Source organism: Polaromonas sp. P1_F8, assembly GCF_056405635.1.
In genome coordinates, this window is the sequence record NZ_JBFUBS010000001.1 from 668,366 (window position 1) to 681,222 (window position 12,857).

Below are 12,857 nucleotides of genomic sequence, written 5' to 3' on the forward strand. Positions count from 1 at the left end.
TAATCCGCAATACAGCCTCTTGTCGGGCTGTGCGCGGAGCCTGTGTCCAATTGCGCCTAAGCGTGTTTTAAACGCAAATTAGATTCAAGCGTCTAGTTTCTCACAATATTTGTTAAATTTCAAATAGTGCTTATTGATTTCACATTAAGAAATTTCATACTCCTTGGGCAAATCGATACCCATGGCAAATGCCCCTGGCAAATATTGGCTGCGTTACCGAAACCAACAATGCGGCAGCGCAGCCCTGTAGCCTCACCTTAAAAGATCAGGGTCAACCCTGACCACAGAGGGGCATCTCACTTAAACTGCACCATTCCTTATGACCCAGCAAGCCCCCGCCACCGCTGACACCACGGCGAACTCCGCCACCTTTGCCCTGTGGAGGCGGTGGTGGCGCAAGCAGTCGCCGTCGCGCCAGGACCGTTTCATCACCTTGGGGCCCCTGCTGGCCGTGGTGCTGTTTCTGGCGGCCGTGATTGCGGCCTTCGGTTACTTGCGCATCGAAGAAATCGACCGCGAGCAGCAGGCCGTCAAGCGCGACGTGGAATACGCCCAGCAGCGCCTGCGCCTGCGCCTTCTGGAACGCCAGGAGCAGCTCATGCGCATCGGGCGGGACGTTTCCAACAAGGAAGTGGACACGGAAGAATTCATCTCGCAGGCCGAATCCCTGGTCAACCAGTACCCTGAACTCATGGCCGTGACCTGGGTGGATAGCCGGCGGCGGATCAAGGTGGCCTATGTATCACCCAGCGCCAACGCCAGCCAGTTGCGCGGCGCCGGCGAGCAGCTCAAGGTCGGTGAGACAGACGGCACCTACGACCTGGCAAGAGACCTGCGGCAACCGGTGTATTCACGCCCGCTGGTGACCAAGGAAGCCAGCGGCTACAACACCCCTACCCTGCAGTTGCAGGTGCCGCTCGATGACCAGGGGAAATTTGCCGGCGTCATCATGGGCGAATACTCCATCGACGGGCTGCTGCGCTTTGGCGTACCGACGGACGTGACGGCCAAGTACGCGGTCACGCTGATCGACGACAAAAACACGGTGCTGGCGGGCAACCTCCCGCCGCCCCGCAACCCCGCGGCCCGGCTTTTGCCCTGGACCGACGCCGCCGCCGAATATGAAATACCGGTTTCACCGGTAGGCAACGGCCTCTTGATTCGCGCGGAAGGCTATCGGGCCTCGCTGGGCGTGGTGGGCAGCGGCTTTTTCTGGCTGGTCAGCGCCCTGAGCGCACTGACGGTGTGGATGCTGCTGGGCACCTGGCGCCATACGCGCCGCCGTGTGCAGGCCCAGCAAGCCTTGATTTCGGAAACCAACTTTCGCCGCGCGATGGAGAACTCCATGCTGACCGGCATGCGGGCGCTGGACCTGCAGGGCCGCATCACCTATGTGAACCCGGCGTTTTGCCAGATGACGGGCCTCACTGAAGGCGACCTGGTGGGCCGTACGCCGCCCTTCCCGCATTGGCCGGAAGGCGAGATCGACACGCTGATGCAGCGGTTGGACGACGAGCTGCACGGCCGCACCCCGCCCGGTGGTTTCGAGGTGCGCGTCAAGCGCAAGAACGGCCAGATTTTTGACGCACGCATGTATGTCTCGCCGCTGATTGATCCGCGCGGCCAGCAAACCGGCTGGATGACGTCCATGACGGATATCACCGAACCCAAGCGCATCCGCGAAGAACTCACAGCTTCTTACGAACGTTTCACCACGGTACTTGAGGGGCTGGACGCGGCCGTGTCCGTGGCGCCGCTGGGCAGTGAAGAGCTGCTGTTTGCCAACAAGCTGTACCGCTCGTGGTTTGGCGGTGAAGTCTCCGGCCACCTGAACCTGATCGCGCAAGCCGGCGTGCCTTCAGCCGTACCCACCGAAGATGCGCTGGATGCGGTCGACGGCCTGGCGGGCCTGCCGACCGACACGCTGACGGCGGCGCAGACGGAAAACGCCGAAATTTATGTGCCCGAACTCAGCAAGTGGCTGGAGGTTCGCTCGCGTTACCTCACGTGGGTGGACGGCCGCCTGGCCCAGATGGTGATTGCCACCGACATCACGCCGCGGCGCCATGCCGAAGAGCAGGCAGCCCAGCAGAACGAGCGGGCCCAGACTGCGAGCCGCCTGATCACCATGGGGGAAATGGCCTCCAGCGTGGCGCACGAACTCAACCAGCCGCTGACGGCCATCAACAATTATTGCAACGGCATGGTGTCGCGCATCAAGGGCCAGCAGATCAGCAACGAAGACCTGCTGGTGGCGCTGGAGAAAACCGCCAAACAGGCGCACCGCGCCGGGCAGATCATCCAGCGCATACGCTCCTTCGTCAAACGCAGCGAGCCCAACCGCAGCTCCGCCGACGTGGCGACCATCGTGAGCAATGCGATGGAGCTGGCCGACATCGAGCTGCGGCGCCATCACGTGCGGCTCAGTCACTACATCGCAGCCCGCCTGCCCGACATCATGGTGGACCCCATCCTGATCGAGCAGGTGCTGATCAACCTGATGAAAAACGCGGCTGAATCGATTGAACAGGCGCACCTGCCGACAGCGCGGCGCAGCGTTGAATTGCGCGTGGTACCCAAGCAGATTGAAGACCAGGCCGTGGTGGAGTTTTCGGTGCTCGATACGGGGCGTGGCCTGTCGCCTGAAGTCATGGGCCGGCTGTATGAAGCCTTCTATTCGACCAAGGCGGAAGGCATGGGCATAGGCCTCAAACTCTGCCGCAGCATTGTCGAGTCCCACCAGGGAAGAATGGAGGCCCAGAACCTCTACAATGGGGACGAAGTGGTGGGGTGCCGGTTTACCTTCTGGATCCCCGTGACGCCCCTGCTGGCACCGGCGGCGCCTGCTAGCGATACCATAGCAACCAAGGATACCGGCGTTCATTGAAACCCCTTCAAGAACCGTCTTTTCGAGAAGTTCACGAAAGAAAGTTTGGCATGAGCTTGATTCCCAAAAAAGGTACCGTCTACGTCGTTGATGATGACGAGGGCGTGCGCGACTCGCTTCAGTGGCTGCTGGAAGGCAAGGACTACCGGGTCCGCTGCTACGACTCGGCCGAAACATTCCTCTCCCGTTACGACCCGCGTGAAGTCGCCTGCCTGATCGTCGACATCCGCATGGGCGGCATGACGGGCCTGGAACTGCAGGACCGCCTGGTCGAGCGCAAGTCACCGCTTCCCATCGTGTTCATTACCGGCCATGGCGACGTACCCATGGCGGTCAACACCATGAAAAAAGGCGCCATGGATTTCATCCAGAAGCCCTTCCAGGAAGAAGCCCTGGTCAACCTGGTCGAGCGCATGCTTGAGCAGGCCAAAGAAGCCTTCAGCGACTACCAGCAGTCCGCCAGCCGCGACGCCCTGCTCGCCAAGCTCACCTCACGCGAAGCGCAAGTGCTTGAGCGCATCGTGGCCGGCCGCCTGAACAAGCAGATCGCCGACGACCTCGGCATCAGCATCAAGACGGTGGAAGCGCACCGCGCCAACATCATGGAAAAGCTCAACGCCAATACCGTGGCCGACCTGCTCAAAATAGCCCTCGGATCCAACGCACCCAAGGGTTGACCTACTTCCGCTATCTTTTTGATAGCTGCTCGCGCCCGTGATGATTGGATTTGCGGGCGTTTTTACTTGAAAAATCGATAAAAATGACTGCCCAGCTGATCGACGGAAACGCTCTCTCCAAACAACTGCGCGCTGACGTCGCCCAACGCGCTGCCGCCCTGCGCGCACGCGGCATCACACCGGGCCTGGCCGTGGTGCTGGTGGGTGAAAACCCCGCCAGCCAGGTCTATGTGCGCAACAAGGTCAAGGCCTGCGAAGACAACGGCCTGCATTCGGTGCTCGAGCAATACCCCGCCACCCTGAGTGAAGCTGACCTGCTGTCCCGTGTGGCAGCGCTCAACAACGACCCGGCCATCCACGGCATCCTGGTGCAATTGCCGCTACCGGCGCATATCGATGCGCAAAAAGTCATCGAATCGATCTCGCCCGCGAAAGACGTTGACGGGTTTCACGTCGCCAGCGCCGGCGCGCTCATGGTCGGCCAGCCGGGCTTCTGGCCCTGCACACCTTATGGCTGCATGAAGATGCTGGAAAGCATCGGCTACGACCTCAAAGGCAAGCATGCTGTGGTCATCGGTCGAAGCAATATCGTTGGCAAACCCATGGCGCTGATGCTGCTACAAAAGAACGCCACCGTCACCATCTGCCACAGCGCAACCAAAGACCTCAAGGCCATGACGCTGCAGGCCGACGTGATCGTGGCGGCCGTCGGCAAGCGCAACGTGCTGACGGCCGACATGGTCAAACCGGGCGCCGTCGTGATAGACGTGGGCATGAACCGCAACGATGAAGGCAAACTCTGCGGTGACGTGGACTTTGACGGCGTGAAGGAAGTGGCGGGCTATATCACGCCGGTGCCCGGCGGTGTTGGACCCATGACCATCACCATGCTGCTGGTCAATACGCTGGAAGCCGCCGAGCGCGCCTAGATCGCTGTGGAGTCCGCGGCAGGCTCTGCGGGTTCTGTGCGCGACAGGCGCCAAAGAACCAGGCCGGCGCACAGCCACTGCACAACATACAGCGCCGTACCCAAGCCGTGCCAGAGCTTGAGGTTGCCGCCCTCGGCTCGCGCGCTGACGATGCGCGGCACGATGCCAAACTCCACCAGCAGAGTCAGCAACAGGCCGGTTACTATAAATTTCATAGCTACTCGCGCTTGCTGTGCAAGAGCTAGATCATCTTTTTTGTTCAACACCAGCAGCAACAGCATGGCACACCCTGTGCTCAGCCAGGTTTGCGCGGTAAAGAGTTTGGCCGCCATGGCACCGGCGACAGCAGGCGTGCCGAGATTGGCGAACAGCATGGGAACCACCACGCATCCCAAACCAGTCAGGCTGCCCCACCAGAGAGCCGCCACCATCACATTGAAGCGTTGCTTCATATGTGATTTTTAGATGTACATCACCGCGATGATTTCGTAGCGCTTGATGCCGCCTGGCGCCTGAACTTCAGCGGTGTCGCCTTCATCCTTACCGATCAGCGCACGTGCAATCGGCGAGCTGATGTTGACCCGGCCCGCCTTGATGTCGGCCTCGTCTTCACCCACGATCTGATAAGTCACCTTGTCGCCGGTATCTTCATCTTCCAGTTCGATCGTGGAACCGAACACGACCTTGCCGCCGGCGTCCAGTTCGGACGGGTCGATGATCTGCGCGGCGGAAAGCTTGCCTTCGATTTCCTGAATACGGCCTTCGATAAAGCCCTGACGGTCCTTGGCGGCGTCGTATTCGGCGTTTTCGCTCAGGTCACCCTGGGCACGCGCTTCGGAAATGGAATTGATGACCCAGGGCCGGTCAACGGTTTTCAGCTGGTGCAGCTCGGCCTTGAGGCTTTCCGCGCCACGCTTGGTAATGGGAATGGTTGCCATGTTTTTGCTCCTCTCAAAAGCGAAACCGCCACCAGTCACCTGGCGGCGGCGCTTGAATCCAAAATTTCAATCAAACAAGTTTAATGCAAATCGGACCTGCTGAAATCCGGAAAAAACCCGGGTCGTCAGGCTGTCAGCCTAGCTGCGCATGCAACTCCTGCACGGAATAAACCGGCAGGTTGTCCAGGTACTTCATGCCCTCCACGGCCGCTTCGGCGCCGGCAATGGTGGTGTAGGTCGTCACACGGGCCAGTAGCGCCGAGGTGCGGATCTGGCGCGAATCGGTGATCGCGTTGCGCCGCTCTTCCACCGTGTTGATGACCAGGGCGATTTCGTTGTTCTTGATCATATCCACCACGTGTGGCCGGCCTTCGGTGACCTTGTTGACCACGGTGCAGGCGATACCCGCGGCCTGAATGGCGGCCGCAGTGCCTTTGGTGGCCACGATTTCAAACTTCAGGGCCGCCAGCTTGCGCGCCACTTCCACGGCACGCGGCTTGTCATTGTTCTTGACGGTGAGAAACACTTTGCCGGAGGTCGGCAGTTTGGTGCCCGCGCCGAGCTGGGACTTCACGAAGGCTTCGCCGAAGGTCTTGCCCACGCCCATGACTTCGCCGGTGGATTTCATCTCGGGGCCGAGAATCGTGTCCACGCCTGGGAACTTGACGAAGGGGAACACCGCCTCCTTGACACTGAAGTAAGGCGGCGTAACTTCGTCCTTGATGCCCTGGGAAGCGAGTGACTGGCCGACCATGCAGCGTGCCGCCACCTTGGCCAGCTGGATGCCGGTGGCCTTGCTGACGAAAGGCACGGTACGTGAAGCGCGAGGGTTGACTTCCAGCACGTAGATCACGTCCTTGCCGTCAATGTTCTGGATCGCGAACTGCACGTTCATCAACCCGACCACCGTCAGGGCCTCGGCCATGGCTGCGGTCTGACGCTTGATTTCGGTGACGGTTTCAGCGCTCAGGGAGTACGGTGGCAATGAGCAGGCGGAGTCGCCGCTATGCACGCCGGCTTGTTCAATGTGCTCCATCACGCCGCCGATGAAAGTGCGGCCTTCGGGGTCTCGCAGGCAGTCCACGTCGCACTCGATGGCGTCGTTCAGGAAGCGATCAAGCAACACAGGCGAGTCATGGCTGACCTTGACAGCCTCACGCATATAACGCTCGAGGTCGCGCTGCTCATGCACGATTTCCATGGCACGGCCGCCCAGGACATAACTGGGGCGCACAACCAGCGGGTAGCCCAGTGCGGCAGCTTTTTCAAGCGCTTCAGGTTCAGTGCGTGCCGTGGCATTGGGCGGCTGGCGCAGCTTCAACTCGTGCAGCAGCTTCTGAAAGCGCTCGCGGTCTTCTGCCGCGTCGATCATGTCGGGCGAAGTGCCGATGATGGGCACGCCGTTGGCTTCGAGGTCCAGCGCCAACTTCAAAGGTGTCTGGCCGCCGTACTGGACGATCACGCCCAGTGGCTTTTCCTTGTCGACAATTTCGAGCACGTCTTCGAGCGTCAGCGGCTCGAAGTACAGGCGGTCCGACGTGTCGTAGTCGGTCGAGACGGTTTCAGGGTTGCAGTTGACCATGATGGTCTCGTAGCCGTCTTCGCGCATGGCCAGCGCCGCATGCACACAGCAGTAGTCAAACTCGATGCCCTGTCCGATGCGATTCGGCCCGCCGCCCAGCACCATGATTTTTTTCTTGTCGGTGGGCGCGGCTTCGCACTCGCTGCCTTCGGCCTCATAGGTCGAATACATATACGCCGTATTGGTTGCAAACTCGGCGGCGCAGGTGTCCACACGTTTGTAGACCGGGCGCACACCCAGTGCGCGGCGTTTTTCGCGTATGGCCGTGTCGGTGGTCTTGAGCTGCTTGGCCAGGCGCCGGTCGGAGAAGCCTTTTTGCTTCAGCGCACGCAGCGTGACGGCGTCGATCTTGTCGAGCGAGGTGGTTTCGAGTTCAAGTTCTATCTTGACGATCTGCTCGATCTGCACGAGGAACCAAGGGTCGATCTTGGTGAGCGCAAACACTTCATCCACGCTCATGCCCAGCGCAAACGCGTCACCCACATACCAGATGCGGTCGGGGCCGGGCGCGCCGAGTTCTTTCTCAAGCACTTCACGGTCCTGCGTCTTCTCGTTCATGCCGTCCACGCCGACTTCCAGGCCGCGCAGCGCTTTCTGGAAGGACTCCTGGAAGGTGCGGCCCATGGCCATCACTTCACCTACCGATTTCATCTGCGTGGTCAGGCGCGAATCAGCAGCAGGGAATTTCTCAAACGCGAAACGCGGAATCTTGGTCACGACGTAGTCGATGCTGGGCTCGAAGCTCGCTGGGGTTGCACCGCCCGTGATTTCGTTGCGCAGCTCGTCGAGCGTGTAGCCGACAGCCAGCTTGGCCGCGACCTTGGCGATAGGGAAACCCGTGGCCTTGGAGGCCAGCGCCGAGGAGCGCGAGACGCGCGGGTTCATCTCGATCACGACCATGCGTCCATCGACCGGATTGATGGAGAACTGCACGTTGGAGCCGCCGGTGTCCACGCCGATTTCGCGCAGCACGGCCAGCGAGGCATTGCGCAGGATCTGGTATTCCTTGTCAGTCAGCGTCTGGGCCGGGGCTACGGTGATCGAGTCGCCGGTGTGCACGCCCATTGGGTCCAGGTTTTCGATCGAGCAAACGATGATGCAGTTGTCGGCGGTGTCGCGCACGACTTCCATCTCGTACTCTTTCCAGCCGAGCAGCGATTCTTCAATCAGCAGTTCATTGGTGGGCGAGGCTTCGAGGCCGCGCTTGCAGATGACTTCGAATTCTTCGGAGTTGTAGGCGATGCCGCCGCCGGTGCCGCCCAGGGTAAAGCTGGGTCGGATCACGGTCGGGAAGCCGACGGTCTTCTGCACCGCCCAGGCTTCGTCCATGCTGTGCGCGATACCGGAGCGGGCTGAGCCCAGACCGATCTTGGTCATCGCGTCCTTGAACTTCAGGCGATCTTCGGCCTTGTCGATGGCTTCGGGCTTGGCGCCAATCAGCTCGACCTTGTATTTGTCGAGCACGCCGTTGTGCCAAAGGTCGAGCGCGCAGTTGAGCGCGGTCTGCCCACCCATGGTCGGCAGGATGGCGTCAGGGCGCTCCTTGGCGATGATCTTTTCAACCGTCTGCCAGGTGATGGGTTCAATGTAGGTGACGTCGGCGGTGGCCGGGTCGGTCATGATCGTGGCGGGGTTGCTGTTGATCAGGATGACCTTGTAGCCCTCTTCGCGCAATGCCTTGCAGGCTTGCACGCCGGAATAGTCGAATTCGCAGGCCTGGCCAATGATGATGGGGCCGGCGCCGATGATGAGGACGCTTTTGATGTCTGTACGTTTTGGCATTATTTGTTCCCTCCATGCTGTTCCATGAGGGCTGTGAAACGATCAAACAGATACGAAATATCGTGCGGGCCAGGCGAGGCTTCCGGGTGACCCTGAAAGCAGAACGCCGGCTTGTCGGTACGGGCCAGGCCTTGCAGCGTGCCGTCAAACAGGCTGATATGCGTGGGCCGCAGGTTGGCGGGCAGGCTTTTTTCGTCGACCGCGAAACCATGGTTCTGGCTGGTGATGCTGACGCGGCCATTGTCGAGATCTTTCACCGGATGGTTCGCACCATGGTGGCCAAACTTCATCTTGAAGGTCTTCGCACCGCTGGCCAGTGCCATGATCTGGTGGCCCAGGCAGATACCGAAAGTCGGGATGCCGGTCTCAATGAGTTCGCGCACCGCCGCAATCGCGTAGTCACAAGGCTCAGGGTCGCCCGGGCCATTGGCCAGGAAGATGCCGTCGGGTTTGAGCTTGAGCACGTCGGCGGCTGGCGTTTGTGCCGGCACCACGGTGATGCGCGCACCGCGCTCGGCCATCATGCGCAGGATGTTTTTCTTCACGCCGAAGTCGAAAGCCACGACGTGGAATTTGGGCGTGATCTGCACGCCGTAACCCGCGCCGAGCTTCCACTCGGTCTGCGTCCATTCGTAGGTCTGCTTGACCGAAACGACCTTGGCCAGGTCCAGGCCGGCCATGCTGGGCGCGCCGCGCGCCGCCGCAACGGCTTTCTCGATCGCGGGCTGGCTGACTTCTTCGCCCGCAGGCAGTGCCATGATGCAGCCGTTTTGCGCGCCGTTGGTACGCAGGTGGCGTGTCAGCTGGCGGGTGTCAATGCCGGCGATGGCTACCGTGTTTTCCTTGACCAGGTATTCGGACAAGGTCATGGTCATGCGGAAGTTCGAGGCCAGCAGCGGCAGGTCCTTGATGATCAGGCCGGCGGCGTGGACTTTTTCAGCTTCAACGTCTTCGGCATTGATGCCGTAGTTGCCGATGTGCGGGTACGTGAGGGTGACGATCTGCTGGCAGTAGCTCGGATCCGTGAGGATTTCCTGGTAGCCGGTCATGGCGGTATTGAACACCACCTCGCCGACTGTGGAGCCTGCGGCTCCAATGGAATTGCCGATAAAGACCGTGCCGTCTGCGAGCGCCAGTATGGCGTGTGGGGATTTTTCGCGTGATCCCTGTAGAGACAAAAGCACTGGGTTCTCCGGGTTGGTTACGGTTCGCCCAAGCGTGCACAAGAAACGTCTCTGGGAGACTCTTGCTGGCTGCCTTAGTTGGCTGCTTTTGTGAGGGTGTTTGCTTTGTCTGCGCTCGGGCGAAGCTGTGTTTTGAAAAGCCCTTGATTATAGCTTGAGCTGAACGCCAGTTTATGCTTTAAACACATAGTCGGAGAAATCAGCCGAATATGGGTATCAAATCCATCCGCCATAAGCAGACTGGGGGCTGTCAACGCGCCCGGGCGGGCGTTACACCGCCTGTACCGAGCTGGTGTAAAGGCAAATTGCGGCCGCGGCTGCCACATTAAGCGACTCCTCGCCCCCCGGTTGGTCGATGCGGACCTTGAGCGCCGCCCGGCTCATGAGGTCGTCGCTGACGCCCTGCCCTTCGTGGCCCATGGCCCATGCACACGGCACAGGCAACTTCTGCTGATGCAAAAAGCTGCCCTGGTGCGAGCTGGTGACAACGATGGGCACGGTCAATGCTGCCAGAGCCTCGGGCTCCAGGCCTTCCACCAGTTGCAGCCCAAAGTGGGCGCCCATACCGGCACGCAGCACCTTGGGCGACCAGAGGGCCGCCGTGCCCCTGAGGGCGAGAACCTGGCCAAACCCAAAGGCCGCCGCGCTGCGCAGGATGGAGCCCACGTTGCCGGCATCCTGCACCCGGTCCAGAATGACCGAGGCTGCATGGGGCTGCGGGCTGGCGGGCACCGGCAAATCCAGCACAAAACCCATGCGTGCGGGTGACTCCAGGCCGCTGATTTCCGGCAGCAGTGCATCGGGAATCACTATGTTTTTGATAGCTGCTTGCGCCCATTCAGACTGGCTTGCAGACCAAAATGATTCAGAAAAAACTGCGATGGCAGGTTTCAGGCCGCGCGCCAGCGCAGCACGGCATAGATGATCCCCCTCCAGCCAGACGCGGCCCTGCTTGCGGTACGCGGTGCTGTCTTGCGACAGTTTGCGCAGCTCTTTGATCAGGGGGTTGTCGCGCGAAGTGATGTACGTGGCGGAGCCGGAGGACCCGGAGAAGCTGGAACTCACCGCAAGACCTCAGCCACCGGCGCAAAGGACCTGCGATGCTGGGGACACGCGCCGTGTTCGCGCAACGCAGCCAGATGCTCGGCCGTACCGTAGCCTTTGTGGTCGGCAAACCCGTACTGGGGATACTCAAGATGGAACTCCGCGCACCAACGGTCGCGGTAAACCTTGGCCAGGATCGATGCTGCGGAAATCGAAGGCACCAGCGCGTCACCACCCACAATGGCCTCGGACAGAATCACCAGCGTCGGCAGCCGGTTGCCGTCGACCAGCACCTTGTTGGGCTTGAGGCGCAGGCCTTCTACCGCGCGCCGCATGGCCAGCATGGTGGCCTGCAAGATGTTGATGCTGTCGATTTCCTCAACCGTCGCCAGCGCGATAGAACAGCACAACGCTTTGGCTCGAATTTCGTCATAGAGTTTTTCGCGGCGCAAGGCCGTGAGCTTCTTGGAGTCGGCCAGCCCCTGAATGGGATTGAGCTCATCAAGAATGACGGCGGCCGCGACCACCGGGCCCATCAACGGTCCCCGGCCAGCTTCGTCCACGCCAGCCACAAGGCCAGGCGTATCCCATGACAAGGGTGTTTGCTCAGCTTTCAAGAATTTGCTGGATCGCATCTGTCGCCAGTTTTGAAGTGTCCCGCTGCAGTTCCGCATGCAGCGCGGTAAATCGTTGTTCTACAGCCGCTATTTTGTCAGGTGCCGAAGACTTTGCGTCAACCCATTTCAGCACGCCCGCTGCCAGCGCCTCAGGCGTAGCGGCGTCCTGCAGCAGCTCCGGAACGACAAACTCCCGGCAGAGGATATTGGGCAGGCCCACCCAGGGCTGCAATTTTTTGCGCCGCATGATTTGCCAGGACAGCCAGTTCATGTTGTAGGCGATCACCATGGGCCGCTTGAAAAGCGCCGCCTCCAGCGTAGCGGTACCGCTGGCTATCAGCGTTACATCGCATGCCGCCAGTGCACTGTGGGACTGGCCCTCGATGATCTGCAGATGGGATTTCATTCCTTCCTGGTCGGCATGGCGCTCAATCATGTGCCTCAGCGCGGGAATGGCCGGCACTATAAATTTGATAGCTGGTTGTGCACGTTGGATAAGGGCTGCAGCCTTAAAGAATCGTTGAGCCAGGTACTGGATTTCAGATTTCCGGCTGCCGGGAAGAATGGCCACCACGGTGTCTTCATCCTGCAAACCCAGTTTGCGCCGGGCCGCTGCGCGGTCAGGCTGCAGGGGAATGACATTGGCCAGCGGGTGCCCCACATAGGTCGCGGCAATGCCATGAGCAGCCAGCAGCGCAGGCTCAAAAGGAAAGATGCACAGCACATGATCCACACTGCGCCGGATCTTCTCAACACGGTCGGCACGCCAGGCCCAGATGGCGGGACTGACAAAATGCACGGTCTTGATGCCTTTGGCCTTGAGCGCCGCCTCCAGGTCAAGATTGAAGTCGGGTGCGTCAATGCCCAGGAAAAGATCGGGGCGCTGATCCAGCAGGCGCTGCTTCAGTTGTTCGCGTATGCCGACAATCTCGCGGTAATGCCGCAATACCTCAACATACCCGCGTACCGCGAGCTTTTCACTGGGCCACCAGGCGTTAAAACCGCGGCTTGCCATCTGTGAGCCGCCGATACCGTTTGACGTCAGTGCCGGCCAGCGGGCCTTGAAACCATCGAGCAGCAGGCCGGCGAGCAAATCTCCAGAGGTTTCGCCCGCGACCATCGCCACGCAAGGGGAACGGGCTCTCAGGGAGTCAGCAACGGGGAGGCCTGCCTCTCTACGGGCTGGCAGAGGGCTTGGCTCCATCAACGACATAGGT

At 60.6% G+C, this 12,857-nt stretch carries 10 protein-coding genes; 3 read left to right on the forward strand and 7 right to left on the reverse strand.

From position 1 onward, the window contains the following. Nucleotides 1–319 precede the first annotated feature (319 nt). The 3 genes from AC1D1J_RS03245 to folD all read left to right on the forward strand — a co-directional run bounded on the left by AC1D1J_RS03245 (nt 320) and on the right by folD (nt 4,493). Nucleotides 320–2,887, forward strand: coding sequence for a PAS domain S-box protein (locus AC1D1J_RS03245; protein ID WP_477693880.1), 2,568 nt, complete (start codon nt 320–322; stop codon nt 2,885–2,887). A 50-nt stretch (nt 2,888–2,937) separates the two neighbouring features. Further along, nucleotides 2,938–3,564: a response regulator transcription factor gene (locus tag AC1D1J_RS03250; RefSeq protein ID WP_348047552.1), complete on the forward strand. Its 627-nt coding sequence runs from the start codon at nt 2,938–2,940 to the stop codon at nt 3,562–3,564. 83 nt (nt 3,565–3,647) lie between these two features. Continuing rightward, nucleotides 3,648–4,493 (forward strand): bifunctional methylenetetrahydrofolate dehydrogenase/methenyltetrahydrofolate cyclohydrolase FolD, encoded by an 846-nt coding sequence (gene folD, locus AC1D1J_RS03255; protein WP_477693881.1) that lies wholly within the window; start codon nt 3,648–3,650, stop codon nt 4,491–4,493. On the opposite strand, the gene AC1D1J_RS03260 is transcribed toward folD, so the two are convergent. The 7 genes from AC1D1J_RS03260 to lpxB all read right to left on the reverse strand — a co-directional run bounded on the left by AC1D1J_RS03260 (nt 4,490) and on the right by lpxB (nt 12,844). After that, nucleotides 4,490–4,945: a DUF4149 domain-containing protein gene (locus tag AC1D1J_RS03260; protein ID WP_477693882.1), complete on the reverse strand. Its 456-nt coding sequence runs from the start codon at nt 4,943–4,945 to the stop codon at nt 4,490–4,492. The genes folD and AC1D1J_RS03260 overlap by 4 nt on opposite strands. 9 nt (nt 4,946–4,954) lie before the next feature. Further along, on the reverse strand, nt 4,955–5,431 hold the full coding sequence (greA, locus tag AC1D1J_RS03265; protein WP_477649842.1) for a transcription elongation factor GreA: 477 nt from the start codon (nt 5,429–5,431) through the stop codon (nt 4,955–4,957). Nucleotides 5,432–5,564: 133 nt separating this feature from the next. After that, nucleotides 5,565–8,795 (reverse strand): carbamoyl-phosphate synthase large subunit, encoded by a 3,231-nt coding sequence (gene carB, locus AC1D1J_RS03270; RefSeq protein WP_477685610.1) that lies wholly within the window; start codon nt 8,793–8,795, stop codon nt 5,565–5,567. After that, nucleotides 8,795–9,979, reverse strand: a complete 1,185-nt coding sequence (gene carA, locus AC1D1J_RS03275; protein ID WP_477685609.1) for a glutamine-hydrolyzing carbamoyl-phosphate synthase small subunit — start codon at nt 9,977–9,979, stop codon at nt 8,795–8,797. Before carA ends, carB begins: the two co-directional genes overlap by 1 nt. A gap of 270 nt (nt 9,980–10,249) precedes the next feature. After that, nucleotides 10,250–11,044, reverse strand: a complete 795-nt coding sequence (locus AC1D1J_RS03280) for a TrmH family RNA methyltransferase (protein ID WP_477693883.1) — start codon at nt 11,042–11,044, stop codon at nt 10,250–10,252. Beyond that, nucleotides 11,041–11,658: a ribonuclease HII gene (rnhB, locus tag AC1D1J_RS03285; protein ID WP_477685607.1), complete on the reverse strand. Its 618-nt coding sequence runs from the start codon at nt 11,656–11,658 to the stop codon at nt 11,041–11,043. The genes AC1D1J_RS03280 and rnhB overlap by 4 nt, the downstream gene beginning before the upstream one ends. Next, nucleotides 11,630–12,844 carry a lipid-A-disaccharide synthase gene (lpxB, locus tag AC1D1J_RS03290; RefSeq protein ID WP_477693884.1) on the reverse strand — a complete coding sequence of 405 codons (1,215 nt, stop codon included), beginning with the start codon at nt 12,842–12,844 and terminating at the stop codon, nt 11,630–11,632. The genes rnhB and lpxB overlap by 29 nt, the downstream gene beginning before the upstream one ends. Nucleotides 12,845–12,857: the final 13 nt, after the last annotated feature.

What these genes read in the sequence shown, in the direction of transcription:
- folD (WP_477693881.1), top strand. Translation starts at nt 3,648, where the DNA reads ATGACTGCCCAGCTGATCGACGGAAACGCTCTCTCCAAACAACTGCGC.
- rnhB (WP_477685607.1), bottom strand. Translation starts at nt 11,658, where the DNA reads ATGCGATCCAGCAAATTCTTGAAAGCTGAGCAAACACCCTTGTCATGG.
- AC1D1J_RS03245 (WP_477693880.1), top strand. Translation starts at nt 320, where the DNA reads ATGACCCAGCAAGCCCCCGCCACCGCTGACACCACGGCGAACTCCGCC.
- lpxB (WP_477693884.1), bottom strand. Translation starts at nt 12,844, where the DNA reads ATGGAGCCAAGCCCTCTGCCAGCCCGTAGAGAGGCAGGCCTCCCCGTT.
- carB (WP_477685610.1), bottom strand. Translation starts at nt 8,795, where the DNA reads ATGCCAAAACGTACAGACATCAAAAGCGTCCTCATCATCGGCGCCGGC.
- AC1D1J_RS03250 (WP_348047552.1), top strand. Translation starts at nt 2,938, where the DNA reads ATGAGCTTGATTCCCAAAAAAGGTACCGTCTACGTCGTTGATGATGAC.
- greA (WP_477649842.1), bottom strand. Translation starts at nt 5,431, where the DNA reads ATGGCAACCATTCCCATTACCAAGCGTGGCGCGGAAAGCCTCAAGGCC.
- AC1D1J_RS03260 (WP_477693882.1), bottom strand. Translation starts at nt 4,945, where the DNA reads ATGAAGCAACGCTTCAATGTGATGGTGGCGGCTCTCTGGTGGGGCAGC.